The sequence below is a fragment of the Streptomyces sp. NPDC053542 genome (assembly GCF_044544685.1).
Taxonomy (GTDB): domain Bacteria; phylum Actinomycetota; class Actinomycetes; order Streptomycetales; family Streptomycetaceae; genus Streptomyces.
On sequence record NZ_JBITXL010000001.1, the window covers coordinates 268,940 to 285,373 of the forward strand.

Here is a 16,434-nt window from a genome sequence, read left to right on the forward strand (position 1 = left end):
CCTGCCGATCCCGGAACCGCAACTCGTCTTCGACCGCCGAACGGAAATGCAGACCTTGCTGGACAGCCTGGATCGCGGCCGGGCCAGTGGCTCCAGGAAGGTGGGAACGGTGGTGCACGGTATGGGCGGGATCGGCAAAACGTGGCTGGCGGGCCGGGTGGTGGACCAGCTGGCCGACGACTACCGTCCGGTGGTCCTCCATGACTATCTCGATGAGACGTCCCTGTTCGACGCCATCAGCACAGACATTGAGTTGGAGACGGTACTGGAGGCGTGTCCGGCTACTCTCCCGTTCAAGTCGCGGATGGCAAGGTTTCTCAAATCCGTGGCCAAAGAGCCGTACGAAGTGGGTAAGCCCAACCTGCTCTTTGTGATCGACGAGTTCGAGTGGAACTACCGCCCCGTGGGTGCGGCAGGGACGGCCTTCACCTCCGATCACGCCATCGCCTTCGAGAACGGTGCGCCGAAACTTCGTCCGGTCGCTGCCAGTGTGCTACGTGATCTGGTCGACGCGGTGGCCCAGTCCGATGTCGTCCATCAGATTCTCATCACCACACGATACATTCCGGACCTCGACTGTATGCGTGATTTCGCGGTCCTCCAGCTGTTGCCGCTGCCGCCGAAGGACGTTGACCGGATGGTGGCCGACCTGGCCGGGCGAGTTCGGATACCGGAGGCATTGGTGGCGGACATCCGGGATGTGGCCGGGGGCAATCCTTGGGTCCTGGACCGGCTCTTCTCATGGGCCGACGAGGGGGTGGCCGTCAATGTCCATACGCTGCGCGCCCGGCTGGAGGACCAGCAGCGGACGGTCTTCCTGGAAGAAAGGATCGCCGCCGAGACTCTGCTGACCTCTCGTACGGACGCCGAGCTGGCCCTGCTGCGCGCCGCTCTGCCGTTCCGCTCCTTCGTCACCATCGACGTGCTGAGCGAACTGATGGATATCTCGCGCGGAGACGAGCTCGACCTCGGTGACGCCGCTGCCACCATCGCTGACCACGTGGCGCGTCTGGCTCAATTGACCCTTATGGAAACCGACGTCCGGCCCGGCGGACAGATCGGTTTCCGGGTGCCACGCGCCCTCCTCTTCCACCAGTTGCTGCGCAATGAGGACTCTCAGGCTTCGGCGCACTGCGCGCGGGCTCTGGCCACCAGTCTGGGTGACTTCAGGCGGGAGCCCGACGCGCGCAGGCTGGATCGGGAGCTGCTACGTGAACTGCACCGACTCGCGGTGGCCGGAGATGTCCGCGAGCTGGCAGTCGAGGCCACCATGGCCCTGGCCTACATCGAGCACTGGAACTTCCGCAACGACGCGATGGCCCAGCTCTGCCGGCACGAGCTGGCCCGTTACCCGGACTATCGGCTCCATCGCGCGCTCGCCCTGTCTGAAATGGAATTGGGCCTCGTGAAGAGCGCACGAAACCACTATGCCGAGGCCCTGCGCACCTGCCCGCCGGACACACCCGAGGACCGAGCTCAGATACTCATCGAGCAGGCCCTCTTCAACCGCGAAGACATGTGGTCGTCCGAGTATGCCCAACAGGTGGAAGAAGCCTGGCAAATCATTCAGCATTCCGATTATGCGCCGCTGCGCTTGCACGGCTTGTGGGGGCGGGCCGTCGTGCTCAGCTGTCAGGGTGGTACCGACCAGACCGAAGCCGCCCGCATTTTCGAGGAAGCACTGGAGTTGGCCCGGACCATCCCCGACGGTGGCGTCCGTATGGCACTCACCCTCATCGGGCGGGCGCGACTGATCTACAACCAGGAGAGCGACTTCGAGCGAGCCCTCGCGGACGAGCAGACGGCACTCGGCTGGTACGAGAGAAACGGTCTGGTGAGTCACCAGGCCGATGCGCTTCTTGCCCTCGCCCAGACCTGCGGGCACTGGGGACGGCTCGACCAGGCCGAAGAATGGCTCAAGAGAGCAGAACAACGGAATGCGGTCGCCAAATCCCTGCAATTGCGCCGGAACATCACCCTGGAGCGAGGGTGCTTGATGCTGGGCCGCGACGATCTGTCCAACGCTGAAGATTTTTTTCGAAAAGCGCTGGAGATTTCGAGGGACACGGAGGTCGTCATCGACCAGGCCCGCGCTCTGGACGGTCTCAGCAGCGTCCATCGACGTCGCGGAGAGTCGACACGCGCGGACGAGGCCATGCTGTCCGCCAGAGAACTGTGGCGGCAGCTGGAGTCACCATCAGCCCAAGTGATGGCTCTGCTCAACTCAGTGAACGCAGACCTCCGCGAAAGCGAGGACCCCGATGACGCCGCCAAGGCACTGGGCCGCGCCCTGGAGGCCGCCGAGCTCGCACGTGCGGCTGATCTCCCTGATTACGAGGTGGCGGCCTGGGGCGCCTATACCAGGCTCGCGGACGGGGTGGCCGTCGCCGCAGAGGACCTGGAACCGGCGTTGCGCCGCCTTGCGGTACTGCAGCGCGCAGCCGAGGACCGCGCGGGCGAAGCTGCCACGCTGACGCGTCTCGGCAGCCTGCTGCTGGCCGGCAGCCCCAGCGCCGCCAGTGAGCCATTGGGCCGGGCACTGACGCTCTACGAGGAGTCGGGGCTGGTTTCCCAACAAGCCCACGCCCACACGCAATTGGCCGCTGTTCGCACTGCTCTGGACGACTCCCAGGAGGCCGCGGAGCACTGGTTGAAGGCCGTGGTGCTGTATGCCGGTGTCGAGGACTGGAACAGTGCAGCTCTCAGCCTTCGGGAAGCCGCGCAGTCGGTCCGGCAGATAACACATTCGACCGCGGTGTCTGAACGTGCTCTTCTTTTGGCTCTCTCATGGGGCCGCAAGGCATCTTCTCCCGACATCGAGACCCAAGTACTGCGTGACCTGGCCGACATCGCTCGATCCGAAGGGCGAACCTCGGTTGCAGAACGGCGTGGTACCGATGCGGAACACATAGAGCGGCGCAGCGAAGCCCTGCAAGTACTGATCGGCGAGCACTTGGTCCCCTTGGTCGACCCGGCCAGAGGAGCCGACTTCATTTCCGAAATCGGGCGTCTGCGTGCGGAACTGGAGGCGAGGGAGCAGCTGCTCCTTCCCGGTGTGCGCCTCAAGGAGGCTGCCGATCTGCCACCACGCGACTATGCCGTCTACATCTGGGGGGAGCTCGTCCACCAAGGGACGATACCGGCGGACGCCGCCGGTCGGATTCCGGTCGGCATGGAACGCATCGGGACCGGACTAGACGACCCAGCGGCTGCTCTGTTGTCCGAATTCACGGCTGTCGTCCGCAGCCGGCAAACGGACGTCACGCTGCCCGGCCCACCGCCTCGTCCGGACATCCCCGAGGACCACGCCCCACCGAGTCTCGACGAGGTTCTCGCCGAGGTCGCTGTCATCGAGCCCGTGACGGGCAGGAAAGGACCGAACCTGGCACACGGCCTGTCCGAAATCGCCCGGCGTTTGATCACCGATATCTCCGGGCGCCGGTTCAAGAAGAATTGACCGAATGGTGCATGCTCGCACCCTCACCGACAGATACAAGCCACGTCCGAAGAAAGCGGAGACATGCGACTGAGCGTGGCGAGACAGCTGGCGGCCGACATGAAAGGTGAGGCCGCCCCCATCGTCCTGGTCACAGCCGGCGTCTTCGCCGGTCTTGCGCCCCTTGTGGGGCTGAGCTTCTGGGTCTCGCCGGCCGCGGCGCTGATCGCCATGCTGTCGGGTGCCAGAGTCCTGCTCTCCGACATCATCGCCCCTGCCCGTGCACGTACTGCGGCGCGCGCGGTCCGTCCGTTGCACACCAGCGGGGAAGACGGAGCGTTCCGCAGAGTCGCAAATATCCTGCAGATCGGTGCGGGCGTCTGGGTCGCTCCCGCCTACCTGGCGCAGCACGGCACCCGGTACCGGGTCGGGCTGCCCTCGGACGAGTCGGTCGTACTGTCCTTACGCTGTTGCAACGATTCGCAGACCATCGCGGTCTTCCATTCGTCGGCCGACTGGCCCTGGGTGGCCAAGCCTCAGGAGAGCGTTCCGGAGCCGGGCGACCGGGCCAGGGTGGTGGGCTGGCTGGTGGGAGGCGCGATTTCCGCCATGCAGGCCGCGGTGGACTGCACCGTTCAGGAGTCGCAGGCACCTGAATTGATCACTATGCTCGGGCCGACGCCGCCCCCGGGGTCAGCCGGCTCGGCGGTGATCCTCGCTCGCACGGGACGTGTAGTAGGAATCCTGACCGGCGTCGGGCCATTGGACCGTCAGCAGAGGATTCCGGCATCAGGGAACACAGGAATCGTCCTGGGAGCGAGCCTGACCGCCTTGCCGCCTCAATGCCGTGCGCGTGATTGACATCCGCGTGCCCAGCAAACCGAACAGCGCGTCGGCCGCGAGGGCGAGGGCCGCTACCCAGAGGGCCGCGGCGATGACGCCGGAGAGGCCGTACGAGACCTGGTTGAGGATGATGTCGCCGAGGCCGCCACCGCCCGCGACCGCGGCGAGCGTCGCGCTGGAGATCACGTACACGGCGGCGATGCGGATGCCGGTGAAGAGGACGGGGAGGGCGAGCGGCAGTTCGATGCGGGTGAGGATCTGGCGTTCGGTGAGGCCCATGCCGCGGGCTGCACGTACGACGTCGCGGTCGATCTGTTCGACGGACAGGTAGGCGTGCGTGAGGGCGGGCGGCACGGCCATGACGACGAGGGCCGTCATGACGTTGACGAAGCCGATGCCGAGGAGGCCCAGGAAGATCGCGATGAGGGCGAGGGAGGGCAGCGCGCGGCCGATGTTGGAGACGCTGACGGTGAGGAACGAGCCGCGCCCGCGATGGCCGAGCCACACGCCCAGCGGCAGCGCGAGGAGGAGGGCCACGGCGACGGCGGCCGCGGACAGCAGCAGATGGTCGACCGTGCGGTCCAGGAGCAGGCCGAAGTGGCTCGCCATGAAGGCGAAGCAGTCGAGGAAGGTGTGCATCAGACGGTCCTCCGCGTCGTCGCCCAGGGGGTGAGCAGCCGGCCGGCCAGTACGATCAGCCCGTCGGCGGCGAGGGCCAGCGCGACGGCGAGCAGTCCCGCACCGATGAACTGGGTGTTGAACGGTGACTGCAGGCCCTGGATGATCGGCGAGCCCAGCCCCTGGTCGATGATGAACGCGGCGATCTCGACCACGCTGATGGTCGTGACCGTCGCGACCCGAAGGCCGCTGACGATGGCGGGCAGGGCCAGCGGGAGTTCGATGCGTACGAGGATCTCGCGCCGGGTGAGTCCCATGCCGAGGCCCGCCCTGCGGACGTGCTCCGGTACCTCGGCGAGTCCGGCCAGCGTCGACTTGAACAGCACCATCAGGGTGTACGCGACCAGTGCGATCTCGGCGGTCAGCACGGAGAGGCCGGTGACCGGGACGAGGAGGGTGAAGAGGGCGAGCGGCGGGATCGTGTACAGGAACGAGGCCAGGCCGCCGAGCGGGCGCACCAGCCACCGCCGGAAGTGCGCGAGCAGCGCCAGCGCGAAGGCCAGGGCGAAGCCGATGCCGACCGCGATGACGGTGAGCCGGACGTGCTGGGCGAGCGCCGGCCAGAAGACGCTCGACCAGTTCGCGGCGAACCAGTCCGCGCAGAAGAGTCCGTTGTCGCGGACGCAGGGGCTGACCGTGCCGAAGTCCGGGATCACCGGGCCTGTGGCCATCGGTGTCATGCCGCCTCCCGGATGAGATCGACGGTGACCGTGCCGAGCGGGCGTCCGGCCGCGTCGGTGACCGGCAGCCGGTCGGTGCCCGCCGCGAGCAGGGCGGAGAGTGCCGTGCGAAGGGAGTCGTCGGCGCGTAGGGCCGTATCGTCCGCAGTGCCTCCGTACGGCTCCAGTGTCAGGTCGGACAGCCGGCGCAGGGTGAGCGCCTTCAGGCCGCGGTCGGCGCCGACGAAGCGGGCCACGTAGTCGTCGGCGGGCGCGTGCAGGATGCGCTCGGGGGTGTCGTACTGGAGCAGCCTGCCGCCCTCGGCGAGGACGGCGATGCGGTCGCCCATGCGTACCGCCTCGTCGATGTCGTGGCTGACGAACAGCGTGGTCTTGCGTACCTGTGCGTGCAGCCGCAGGAACTCGTCCTGCATGTGCTCGCGGGTGACCGGGTCCAGCGCGCCGAACGGCTCGTCCATCAGCATGATCGGCGGGTCCGCCGCCAGTGCCCGCGCGATGCCGACCCGCTGCTGCTGGCCGCCGGAGAGCTGTGCCGGATAGCGGTCGCCGTACTCGCCGTGCGGCAGCCCTACCAGCTCCAGCAGCTCGCGTACCCGCTCCTCGATGCGCGGCCTGTCCCAGCCGAGTACCTGCGGGACGGTCGCCACGTTCTGGGCGATGGTGAGGTGCGGGAAGAGACCCGCCTGCTGGATGACGTAGCCGATGCCGCGGCGCAGTGCGATGACGTCCTGCTCGCGGATGCTCGTGCCGTCGATGCGGATGTCGCCGCCGGTCAGCTCGGTGAGCCGGTTGACGAGGGTCAGGGCTGTGGTCTTGCCGCAGCCGGAGGAGCCGAGCAGGACGCAGATCTCGCCCGCCGGGACGGTCAGGGAGAGCGCGTCGAGCGCGGGCCGGCCGGAGCCGGGGTAGGTCTTGGTCGCCTCGTCGAAGACGATGTCGGCGGCGCTGTTCATCCAGGAATCCCCTTTGCTACGTGAGGCCGTTGTCGCAGCTGTCACTTGAGGCCATTGGCGCAGCTGTCACTTGAGGCCGTTGGCGCGCAGGAAACGGTCGGCGACCTTCGCCGGGCTCAGGCGCAGGATCGCGGCCGCTTCGTTGAGCGCCTGCATCGCTTCCTCGGTGAGCAGCGCGTCGACCTCGTCCAGCGGGTCGGTCAGCCGGCTGCCGTGCTCCTCGACGAGCGGGCGGCGGACGACCGGCGCGACGTTCTGGAAACCGAAGATGTGCTGGTCGTCGTCGAGGATGGTGAAGTCGTAGCGGCGCAGCTGCGGGTCGGTGGTGAAGACGTCGGCGGCGTCCACGTCGCCGTTCTTCAGCGCCGGGTACTGGAGGCCGATGTTGAGCGGCCGCACTTTCATCTCGCGCAGTCCGTACGCCTTGACGATCGCGTCGTAGCCGAGCGGGCCGGTGATGTTGTCCGGGTACTCGGCGTAGGAGATCTTCCCCAGGCGTTTCAGGTCGCCGACGGTCTTCAGGCCGTGTTTGCGGGCGTCCGCCGTCCGCACGGCGACGGCGTTGCGGTTCTGGAACGGTGTGGCGCGCAGGAGGGTGAGGCCGCGGCCCTCCTCGTACTCCCTGGCCGCGCGGAAGGTGCCGGCGGCGGTCGTCGGCATGTGCTCCGGCTGTGCGAAGGTCTGCAGGATGACGCCCGTGTACTCGGGATACAGGTCGATCTGGCGGGCGCGGATCGCCCGGTCGATGATGTCGGCGCTGCCGATGTTGGATTTGAGCACGACCTGGAAGCCGCGCGCGGTGAGCACCTGCGCGTACAGCTCCCCCATCACCCAGGACTCGGTGAACTGCTTGGAGCCGACCGTGATGACGGGCCCGGTGCCGGCCACCGAACGGGTGGCCGTTGCGACGCCGGCGGCGGCCACGGCGGCGAGCGAGCCGGTGAGGAGCGTGCGTCTGCGCATGCTCACACCCCCCGGCGCGGTATCACACAGTCCTTGGTGCGGTGGTACACGCGCTCTTCCCCTTCGTAAGCGGTGACGGTGTTGCTGACGGCGAAGGACGTGGCGTCCGCGGTCATCCGGCTGCAGGTGACGACCCGGGTGCGCCAGTCGCCGCGGCCCACCTCCTCGGTGCGCTCGCACTCGACGAGCGCGGAGTGCGGGTCGCCCTCGGTGAGCGTGAAGCGGTCGAGGGAGCCGGTGCGCCGCCATCCGCCGTCGGCGAGGTCGTGGAACTCCCCGTCGTCGATGGTCAGTGTGACGACGGTGGTGCCGGACACCGGATCGTGTTCGATGCGTCGCGAGGAGGTACCGGGCGTCTGGCGCAGCGGCGCCGGGAGGTCGGGCAGCGGTGGCACGTACGGGCGCAGCTTGGCGTCCTCGGCGCGCTCCGGGCGTACGGGGAGCCGCAGTTCGGCCCGGCCGTCCGCTTCCAGGGTGACGGTGACGGGCTCGGGTGACGGCCAGGCCAGCGGCCAGTACGCGGCGGAGACGGCGACCCGGATGCGGTGCCCGGGCGCGAAGGCGTGCGCGGTGGCCGGCAGTGGCACGGTGACGTCGTACGCCCGCCCGGGTTCCAGCGGGAGTGGCGTCTCGTGTCCCTCCCGGTGGGTGAGGTTGAGCAGGCCGCGGGTGATCAGCCGGGAACTTCCGTCGGGGGCCACGTCGGTGAGGCGCACGGCGAGCTGGGCGGCGGGCCGGTCGGCGGTCACCCGCAGGGCGACGGTGGGCACGCCGAGGATCTCGGTGCGTACGTCCAGCGGTGCGGTGGTGAAGGTGTGCGAGAGCCCGTCGTCGGCGCCCTGCGGGCCGAACTGCCCTGCTGCGTCACCGAATTGGAGCCAGCTGCCGCCGGTGAGGCCAATGACACGGGTACTGTCCAGCCGTGCGGGCAGCCCTTCGGTGAGCGGCAGTGCCCGCTCCTCGATACGGGCCGAGGGCCACTCGTCCTCGGCGACCCAGCGGCCGGTCCGCCGCTCGCGGTCGGTGCCGGGCGCCGCCCAGTCGGGCATCCACACGCGGAGCGCCGGATCGTCCCCGACGCCGGTGTCCCGGCCGCGCAGCCACTGGTCGAACCAGCGCACCACTTCGGTGTGGAAGTCGATGGCGGGGCCGGGCTCCGCCTGATGCGGGTAGGTGTGCGCCCAGGGGCCGATCAGCCCGCGCACCGGCGCGTCGAGCCCTTCGAGGAGCCGCAGTACGGCCCCGCAGTACGGGTCGTACCAGCCGCCCACCGCCAGCACCGGCGTCTGGATCGCGGTGTAGTCCTCGCACACGGAGCCGTGCCGCCAGTACGCGTCGCGGGTCTGGTGGGTGAGCCACTCCTCGACGTACGCGGGTGTCTTCTCCAGCCGCTGCCGCCACTGCTCGCGCCAGCCCTCCCCCACCACGGCCGGGTCGGCGGGGCGTGCGTTGTAGGCGAGCATCGTCGACGCCCAGGGCAGCATCTCGGAGGCGAGCAGCGAACCGCCCGTGTAGTGCACGTCGTCGGCGTACCGGTCGTCCGTCGAGCAGACCGTGACGACGGCCTTGAGCGCGGGCGGGCGGAGCGCCGCGATCTGCAGTCCGTTGAAGCCGCCCCAGGACTTGCCGATCATGCCGACGCTGCCGTCGCACCAGGGCTGCCGGGCCAGCCAGTCGATGACCTCGACGCCGTCCGTGAGCTCCTGCTGCGCGTACTCGTCGAGCAGCAGCCCGTCGGAGTCGCCGCTGCCGCGCAGGTCGACGCGTACGGCGGCGTAACCGGCCTGTGCGAAGCGGGCGTGCAGGCTGTTGTCACGCGCCGCGGTCGCGTCGTTCTTGCGGTACGGGATGTACTCCAGCACGGCGGGCACGGGCTCGGCGGTGGCGCTCTCGGGCAGCCATACGCGCGCGGCGAGCCGGGTGCCGTCGGCGAGCGGGATCCACTGATGCCTGCGGACGCGAACCGGTGTGGTCGCCAAGGGGGCTCCTGGGGATGCGGGTTGCGGCACGGTTGCGACACCCCTCTACTGAATCTCCGTGCAGTAGGGGTGGCGCGACTCTAGCGGCCCGCCGCCTCGGGAGGAACCCTCCGGACGATCTACGGTTGCGCGGCTCCCGGCTCGGGGACGGCCGTGCGCAGCGAGGCGGCCAGCACGACGGTGGTGCCGCGGTCCCCGGGGCCGGGATGCACTTCGATGCGGTCGGTGAGCGCCTCGGCGATGAGCAGGCCGTGGCCGCGCCCGGTCGCCGGCTCCTGCCGGGTGCCCGGCGCGCGCGGGTCCGGGGGACGGAATTCCGGCGCGGGTACCACCGCGGAGGGGCCGGGGCCCGAGTCGACGACCTCGCACCGCACCTCGCCGTCCGCCGAGTCCACGGTCAGCCGCCCCGCGCCCCCACCGTGCAGAACCGCGTTGGCCATGGCCTCCAGCACCGCCTGCGCGAGGGCGTCCCGCACCGGACCGGGCACTCCGGCGCGGTGCAGCGTCGCGGCGAGCGTGACCCGCGCCAGGGGCAGGTCGGGGCCTGTGAAGTCCAGTTCCAGCAGCCGGTCCCCGGTCATGCCACGTCCTCCCCCTCCGCCGTCTCCGCCGTGTCCCCGGCGCCCGTCACGCGCAGCTCCAGCTGCGGTACGTCGGCGGAGCCGAGGCCGCGCAGGGCCGTCTCCGGCATCGGGCCGCACCGGACGACGGCCGTGTCCTCCCGCGGCAGCCCGGCGACAAGATCCAGCAGCTGCCAGGCGCAGTACGCCTCCAGGTACGCCAGGTCGGTCAGGTCCAGCTCGTACCGGAAAGGGCCACGGCCCGGCCGCGGGCCCAGGGCCTGGTGCAGAGCCCTGGTGAACTCCACGCGCGTGCCCAGCTCCGCCGAGCCGGCGATCCGCGCGCCGCCCGGGGCCCGGGTCACCTCCAGCGCCCCCAGACAGTCCATGACCTGGAGCGGATGGACCCTGCGCGTCGCGGCCACCAGATCGTCGCCGCACCGCTGCCGGTCGTACCAGCAGAGCCCGGTGACGTACCCGTCGGCGAACAGCCCCGCCACGGACGCCTCGTAGTCGATCACCTCGTCGTCGGCGACTCCGGCGCGCGGTGCCCAGCCCATGTCGCCGGCGCCGCGCAGCCGGGGATAGCCGGCCTCCCGGGCCCGTTCGGCCTCGGCGGCGAAGGTGCGGACCTGGCGCTCCTTGGAGAAGCGGCCGTCCGGGAGGTAGACGGGCGTGTTGCGGTCGAGCACCAACTGCCCGCTCCGCACCGCCGCTTCCGTATGTCCGGTGCCACCGTCCAGGCACGCCACGGCGTCGTCGTCGTTCAGGTCGCTCGGGTCGAGCAGGAGCATCACCTTCTCCCCGCGGGCCAGTCCGGTCCGGGTGAAGGCGGCCAGCACCTGCCAGCGGTTCGCTCTGTCGGTGACGTCCATGCACGAGTGGTCGCCCGGCTGCAGCCGCTCCACGGGAATGATCCGGCCGGTCGTGCCGTGGTGTTCGATCATCGGGCAGCCTCCCCCTGTCGTCGGCGTGGCGCGCGCCGGCCGGTACATTCCTTGCCCTGCTCGCTCCGGACATTAGAGAGAAAGCGCCTGCGGCACTCTCCGAAGCCCGCTGAATTCCCTCTTTTGGCTATGGCCTTGACAGCTGCTGCACTGCTTGTGATCGGAGTCGATTGCCGAACACCTACAGCGGGGACACATCCCGCGACACGTATGCGCACGACGATGCATACCCGTGCGTACGTGGGGCCGGTCGGTGCACAGTAGGGCCGACCGGAAGGACAACGATGCACATGCACGTCTGCACGCCCGCCGAACTCGGTCCGCCCACCGCCTATCTCAGTGCCACGATCGCCGCCGATGCCGAAGAGCTGGCCCAGACCCGGCGGGCCGTCCGCGGCTGGCTGGCCGCGAGCGGGCTCACCGAAGCGGCCGACAGCGCCGTACTCCTGATGAACGAGCTGGCCACGAACGTGCAGCAGCACGCTCCCGGTCCGGCGAGGCTGCGGCTGTTCCTGCGTCCGGGACTGCTGCGCTGCGAAGTCCTGGACAGCCACCGGGCCCTCCCCGTACTGGTGAGCGCGGACACCGACGCGGAGGGCGGACGTGGCCTGCGCCTCGTGGACGCGCTGGCCCTGTGCTGGGGCAGCGTCCCCGCGGGCCGCGGCAAGGCAGTCTGGTTCGAACTGCCCGTGCCGCGTGCCGCGCGGGAAACGGCCGCGCGGTGACCGGCTAGCCGCCGGCCCCGGCCGGTACCCGGGTCCGCAGCCGTACATCGTTCAGCGAGCGGCCGATCTCGGCGGTGTACGTGCCGGGGACCAGCCGCCGGTCGTACGCCTGCTCGTCCCAGATCTCGGCGGCGCGGCGGGGGACGGTGACGCGCACCTCGGCCGTGCCGCCGGGAGCCGCCGCGACGGCGGCGAAGCCCGCGAGGCGGCGGGCCGGACGGTCGGCGGTGTCCGCGTCGGTGTCGGCTTCCGGGGTGGCGAGGTAGACCTGGACCACCTCGCGGCCGGGACGCTCACCGGCGTTGCGCACGCGCACGGTGAGTGTGCCCAGTGCGTCCTCGTCCTCGGCGTTGCCGTCCAGTGCGGGCGTGTATGTGACCGTCTCGTACTCCCAGTCGGTGTAGCCGAGGCCGTGCCCAAAGCAGTACGCGGGCTCGGTGCCGGCCCGCTGCCAGGCGCGGTAGCCGATGAACATGCCCTCCGAGTAAGGGAGTTCACCGTTCTCCGGTGTGACGCGGGTGACGGGCGCCTCGGCCAGCCGGGCGGGCCAGGTGGTGGGCAGCCGCCCGCCCGGCTCCTCGGCGCCGAGGAGGACGTCCGCGAGGGCCGCGCCGGCCTCCTGGCCGGGGAACCAGCTGAGCAGTACCGCGGCCACCTCGTTCCGCCACGGCAGCTCCACGGGGGAGCCGGAGTTGACGACCACGACGGTGCGGGGGTTGACCGCGGCGACCCGCCGGACCAGCTCGTCCTGGCGGCCCGGCAGCCCGAGGTCCGTGCGGTCGAAGCCCTCGCTCTCCACCCGCTCGGTGGTGGCGACCACGACGACCGCCGTATCGGCCGCTCGCGCGGCGGCCACGGCCTCCTCGATGAGCTCCTCGGCGTCGCGCCGGGGCTCGCGGTGGACGAGGGCGAAGCCGACGGCCCGGACCGGCGCGTCCGGCAGGTCGGGGACGGTGTGGCGGAGGGCGACCTCGACCGGCTCGCCCGCGGTGAGCTCCACCTGGCCGCGCTCCACGGGCGCGCCGAAGAACGCCTCGAACGGGTCCTCGTGGTCGGGAGCCTCGACGCCGTCGTAAAGCGCCCGGTCCCCGACGGTGAGCCGGAAGCCGCCGATGCCCTTGGTGCCGAAGCGGTGCGCGCCGCTCTCGCGCGGGGTGAAGGTGCCGGTGATCTCGACGGTGTGCAGCTCCTCGTGGGTGACGCCGGCGGGCAGGTCGTCGCCGTGCCACTGGACCGCGCCGCTGGGCAACGGGGTCTCCCCCAGCACCCGCCCGCCCCGGTCCCGGCAGACGGCGCGCAGCGTGAACTCCCCACCTGCGGCGGCGAGTTCATCACTAGGGTCGGCGCCGACGCAGTAGGTGAGGTCCCCTTCGGGCAGCGCGGCGCGCAGGCCGTCCAGCGGGGAGACGATGTGGTCGGGGAAGACCTGGGCCGAGCCGCCGCCGAGGACGCGGGCGTCGCGGGCCGCGGCGCCGATGAGGGCGACGGTGCCGGCCCGCGCGGGCCCGAGGGGCAGGATGCCGTTCTCGTTGCGTACGAGGACGAAGGCGCGGCGGGCGATCTCGCGGGCCAGCGCTGCGCCGTCGACGGTGGCCGGGAGGTCGGCGGGGGCGACGGCGGGCGGCACGCCGTCGAGGGCCCCGACGCGGGCGGCGAGCCGCAGGACGTTGCGTACCGCGTCGTCGACGAGGGCTTCGTCGACCTCGCCCGCTCGGACGGCGGCGGCCAGCGCCGGGCCGTACACGGTCTTCGGGCCGGGCATGGCGACGTCGAGGCCGCCTTCGATCGCGCCCTTGGTGGAGCGGGCGGCCATCCAGTCGGAGACGATGAAGCCGTCGAAGCCCCATTCGCCGCGCAGCACTTCGTTCTGGAGGTAGCGGTGCTCGGTCATGGTGGCGCCGTTGACGGAGTTGTAGGCGGCCATGATGCCCCAGGGGTGGGCGTTCTTGACGATCGTCTCGAACGGTGCGAGGTAGAGCTCGCGCAGCGGTCGCGGGGCGACGGTGTTGTTGACGGTGAAGCGCTCGGTCTCGGCGTCGTTGGCGACGAAGTGCTTGACGGTGGTGCCGACGCCGCCCTCCTGTACTCCGGTGACGTATCCGGTGCCGATCGCGCCGGTGAGGTGCGGGTCCTCCGAGTAGCACTCGAAGTGGCGGCCGCCGAGCGGGGAGCGGTGCAGGTTGACGGTCGGGGCGAGGAGGACGTGTACGCCCTTGCGGCGGGCCTCCTGGGCGAGCAGGTGCCCGGCGCGGCGGGCCAGTTGGGGATCCCAGGTCGCGGCGAGCGCGGTGGGGCTGGGCAGGGCGACGGAGGGGTCGTCCGCGGTCCAGCGCACGCCGCGCACGCCGATGGGGCCGTCGGACATGACCAGGGACCGCAGGCCGATCTCCGGGAGCGCGGGCAGCGCCCACATGCTGCGGCCCGCCAGCAGCCGGGTCTTGGCGTCGAGGTCCAGCTTGCCGAGCGCGTCCTCGATGGTCGCGTCGTATGTGGGGTACGAGGGCGTCATGCGTGTCTCCTTGGTGCGCGGGGAGGGCGTGGCGGGTGCGGGCCGGCTCATCGTGCGCCCTTGATGCGGGTGACGAGCACCGAGCCGACGAGCGCGGCGGCCGCGGCCACGCCGAACAGCAGGGGGTAGTTCCCTCCCCCGCCGATCGCCAGGAGGAAGGGCGCGATCATCGGCATCAGGGACTGCGGCAGCGCGTTGGCGATGTTGACGACGCCGAGGTCCTTGGCGGCGTTGTCGGGGTCGGGCAGGACGTGGGTGATCAGCGCCATGTCGACGGCGTAGAAGAGCCCGCCGCCGACGCTCATGACGCACTGGGCGACGATGATCCAGGTGAGGTCCGGGGCGAAGGCGAGCAGCGCCAGGCCCGCGGCAACGACGAGGCCGGAAGAAATGACGAAGGGCTTGCGGCGGCCGAAGCGGTCGGAGACGCGGCCGCCGGCCGCGGCGGTGACGGACTGGACGGCGTAGCCGGCGGCGACCAGGACGGCGACGGTGCTCGCCGTGGCGGCGGCGCTCACGCCCATCCGGAAGGGCAGGTAGTAGGCCAGGTAGGTCATCGGCGCGACTGACCCGAACATGACAATGAACTTGGTGAGCCAGGCCCAGCCGAAGTCCGGGCTGCGGCGCGGGTCGAAGACGAAGCTGCCGAGGAACTCCTTGGCGGAGAACGGCTCTGGTGCATCAGCCGGCGCGCGGTCGTCCAGCTTCCACACGAACCAGCCGACCAGTACCACGGTCAGGACGGCCGGCAGCAGGAACATCACGCGGGCGTCGGAGCTGAGCGCGGCGATGCCCGAGCCGGCCAGCACGGCGGCGGTGAGGCCGGTGCCGACGGCGCCGGAGGCGCTGCCCCGGGCGGCTTCGGGCACCTGGTCGGGGATGGTCGCCATGAGGGCCGCGTACACGGCGTTGAAGGAGGTCTGGACGACGGCCCAGCCGATGACGAGGGCGGGGACGGCGGGGATGAAGGCGATCACCGCCAGACCCAGCAGGCCGCCGAGGAGGCCGCCGACGAGCCAGGGGCGGCGCCGCCCGAAGCGCGAGCGGGTGCGGTCCGAGAGCCTGCCGAAGAGCGGGTTGGCGATCACTGCGAGGACCGCGCCGATACCGAGCACGAGGCCCAGTACCGATTCCTTGTTGTGCGGTGCGACGTCCGCGACGCGCAGCGCCATGGTGACGATGACGGGCGTCAGCAGGGCGCTGTAGAGGCCGAAGTTCGCGAGGCCCAGGCGGAGTACGAAGCCCCGCGGGGCTCTTTCCGCGTCCGGGTCGGTGCTCGCGGGCCCGTCGGACGTGGTGGCCGAAGACGGAGCGGGGACAGCTGCCTGATCCACTGCCGTACCTCCTCATTGAGGTGAAAAAGCGGCTCGAAGGCAGGGAGGAATCACGCCATCCCGTGGCGGGCTCCCTGCGGTTCGCAGCATCGTGGCCCAGTCACCTGTAAAGCGGTAGGCTTCGTAATCTCTTCGTTACCTTCAAGGGTTCGGACCGTTTCGTCGTTTAGGCTCGGCCCGTGGCAGCGAATGATCGGTCCGTGGCGGACGAACGGGAAGCGCGGCGGGGACGGGCCGTGCGCGGTGCGGACCGCCGCGCGGAGATCCTCCGGGCGGCGCTGGAGGTGATCGCCGAGCGCGGTTACCGGGGCGCCTCACTGAGCGCGGTCGCCGAGCGGGTCGGCATCACCCAGCAGGGTCTGCTGCACCACTTCCCGACCAAGGAGGCGCTGCTCGTCGCCGTGCTGGAGGCACGGGACGCGTGGGACACCGGCGGCGGCTCCCCGCGGCACGGCGAGCCCTGGCCGCTGGACCTGTACGCCTCGCTCGTCGAGTACAACGCCATGCGCCCGGGCATCGTGCAGACCTTCTCCGCGCTGCTCGGCGAGAGCGTCACCGGGGAGGACCACCCGGCGCGCGAGTTCTTCGCCCACCGCTACGCGACCGTGCGCGAGTCGGCGGCCGCCTCGCTGCGCGCGGAGTTCGGCGACCGGCTCCCCGGCGGCCGGACGCCGGAGGAGGCGGCGCCGCTGCTGATCGCCGTGATGGACGGGATGCAGTTCCAGTGGCTGCTGGACCCGGGGGCCGTGGACATGTCGGCCGCCTTCCGCACGCTGCTCCAGCTCCTGGGCCGGACGGAGCCCGCGGACTGAGCCCCGTTCAGGGGG

13 protein-coding genes are annotated in these 16,434 nt (G+C 70.6%); 4 read left to right on the top strand and 9 right to left on the bottom strand.

The genetic code is table 11. The features are described from left to right. The first annotated feature begins 55 nt into the window (after window positions 1–55). Both ACIGXO_RS01175 and ACIGXO_RS01180 read left to right on the top strand, forming a co-directional pair. Window positions 56–3,457 (top strand): hypothetical protein, encoded by a 3,402-nt coding sequence (locus tag ACIGXO_RS01175; protein ID WP_399778757.1) that lies wholly within the window; start codon window positions 56–58, stop codon window positions 3,455–3,457. 63 nt (window positions 3,458–3,520) lie between these two features. Continuing rightward, entirely contained in the window at window positions 3,521–4,297 is a 777-nt protein-coding gene (locus tag ACIGXO_RS01180) for a hypothetical protein (RefSeq protein WP_399778759.1), read from the top strand. On the opposite strand, the gene ACIGXO_RS01185 is transcribed toward ACIGXO_RS01180, so the two are convergent. The 7 genes from ACIGXO_RS01185 to ACIGXO_RS01215 form a co-directional block, all read right to left on the bottom strand. After that, entirely contained in the window at window positions 4,226–4,918 is a 693-nt protein-coding gene (locus ACIGXO_RS01185; RefSeq protein WP_399778761.1) for an ABC transporter permease, read from the bottom strand. The two genes, ACIGXO_RS01180 and ACIGXO_RS01185, sit on opposite strands and share 72 nt — an antisense overlap. Further along, entirely contained in the window at window positions 4,918–5,637 is a 720-nt protein-coding gene (locus tag ACIGXO_RS01190; RefSeq protein ID WP_399778763.1) for an ABC transporter permease, read from the bottom strand. The genes ACIGXO_RS01185 and ACIGXO_RS01190 overlap by 1 nt, the downstream gene beginning before the upstream one ends. Next, the gene (locus tag ACIGXO_RS01195) at window positions 5,634–6,590 is read right to left on the bottom strand and encodes an ABC transporter ATP-binding protein (protein ID WP_399778765.1); all 957 of its coding nucleotides are present in this window, start codon (window positions 6,588–6,590) and stop codon (window positions 5,634–5,636) included. Before ACIGXO_RS01195 ends, ACIGXO_RS01190 begins: the two co-directional genes overlap by 4 nt. Window positions 6,591–6,656: 66 nt before the next feature. Next, window positions 6,657–7,553 carry a glycine betaine ABC transporter substrate-binding protein gene (locus ACIGXO_RS01200; RefSeq protein ID WP_399778766.1) on the bottom strand — a complete coding sequence of 299 codons (897 nt, stop codon included), beginning with the start codon at window positions 7,551–7,553 and terminating at the stop codon, window positions 6,657–6,659. A 2-nt stretch (window positions 7,554–7,555) separates the two neighbouring features. Next, window positions 7,556–9,532 (bottom strand): CocE/NonD family hydrolase, encoded by a 1,977-nt coding sequence (locus tag ACIGXO_RS01205; RefSeq protein WP_399778768.1) that lies wholly within the window; start codon window positions 9,530–9,532, stop codon window positions 7,556–7,558. A gap of 119 nt (window positions 9,533–9,651) precedes the next feature. Further along, on the bottom strand, window positions 9,652–10,113 hold the full coding sequence (locus ACIGXO_RS01210) for an ATP-binding protein (protein ID WP_399778770.1): 462 nt from the start codon (window positions 10,111–10,113) through the stop codon (window positions 9,652–9,654). Further along, the gene (locus tag ACIGXO_RS01215; RefSeq protein ID WP_399778772.1) at window positions 10,110–11,039 is read right to left on the bottom strand and encodes an MEDS domain-containing protein; all 930 of its coding nucleotides are present in this window, start codon (window positions 11,037–11,039) and stop codon (window positions 10,110–10,112) included. Before ACIGXO_RS01215 ends, ACIGXO_RS01210 begins: the two co-directional genes overlap by 4 nt. Before the next feature lie 284 nt (window positions 11,040–11,323). On the opposite strand from ACIGXO_RS01215, the gene ACIGXO_RS01220 reads away from it, so the two are divergent. Beyond that, a complete protein-coding gene (locus ACIGXO_RS01220) occupies window positions 11,324–11,764 on the top strand; it encodes an ATP-binding protein (RefSeq protein WP_399778774.1) in 441 nt (146 codons plus the stop codon). Between the two features lie 4 nt (window positions 11,765–11,768). On the opposite strand, the gene ACIGXO_RS01225 is transcribed toward ACIGXO_RS01220, so the two are convergent. Both ACIGXO_RS01225 and ACIGXO_RS01230 read right to left on the bottom strand, forming a co-directional pair. Beyond that, complete coding sequence (locus tag ACIGXO_RS01225; protein WP_399778776.1) at window positions 11,769–14,273, bottom strand: glycoside hydrolase family 3 C-terminal domain-containing protein; 2,505 nt, start codon at window positions 14,271–14,273, stop codon at window positions 11,769–11,771. A 47-nt stretch (window positions 14,274–14,320) separates the two neighbouring features. Continuing rightward, window positions 14,321–15,607 carry an MFS transporter gene (locus ACIGXO_RS01230; protein ID WP_399778778.1) on the bottom strand — a complete coding sequence of 429 codons (1,287 nt, stop codon included), beginning with the start codon at window positions 15,605–15,607 and terminating at the stop codon, window positions 14,321–14,323. A gap of 236 nt (window positions 15,608–15,843) precedes the next feature. On the opposite strand from ACIGXO_RS01230, the gene ACIGXO_RS01235 reads away from it, so the two are divergent. Next, complete coding sequence (locus ACIGXO_RS01235; RefSeq protein WP_399779917.1) at window positions 15,844–16,419, top strand: TetR/AcrR family transcriptional regulator; 576 nt, start codon at window positions 15,844–15,846, stop codon at window positions 16,417–16,419. The last annotated feature ends 15 nt before the right edge of the window (window positions 16,420–16,434 follow it).

Bases quoted from the DNA above. Each gene is read 5' to 3' on its own strand.
- ACIGXO_RS01220 (WP_399778774.1), top strand. From the start codon at position 11,324: ATGCACATGCACGTCTGCACGCCCGCCGAACTCGGTCCGCCCACCGCC.
- ACIGXO_RS01185 (WP_399778761.1), bottom strand. From the start codon at position 4,918: ATGCACACCTTCCTCGACTGCTTCGCCTTCATGGCGAGCCACTTCGGC.
- ACIGXO_RS01200 (WP_399778766.1), bottom strand. From the start codon at position 7,553: ATGCGCAGACGCACGCTCCTCACCGGCTCGCTCGCCGCCGTGGCCGCC.
- ACIGXO_RS01225 (WP_399778776.1), bottom strand. From the start codon at position 14,273: ATGACGCCCTCGTACCCCACATACGACGCGACCATCGAGGACGCGCTC.
- ACIGXO_RS01195 (WP_399778765.1), bottom strand. From the start codon at position 6,590: ATGAACAGCGCCGCCGACATCGTCTTCGACGAGGCGACCAAGACCTAC.
- ACIGXO_RS01190 (WP_399778763.1), bottom strand. From the start codon at position 5,637: ATGACACCGATGGCCACAGGCCCGGTGATCCCGGACTTCGGCACGGTC.
- ACIGXO_RS01210 (WP_399778770.1), bottom strand. From the start codon at position 10,113: ATGACCGGGGACCGGCTGCTGGAACTGGACTTCACAGGCCCCGACCTG.
- ACIGXO_RS01215 (WP_399778772.1), bottom strand. From the start codon at position 11,039: ATGATCGAACACCACGGCACGACCGGCCGGATCATTCCCGTGGAGCGG.
- ACIGXO_RS01180 (WP_399778759.1), top strand. From the start codon at position 3,521: ATGCGACTGAGCGTGGCGAGACAGCTGGCGGCCGACATGAAAGGTGAG.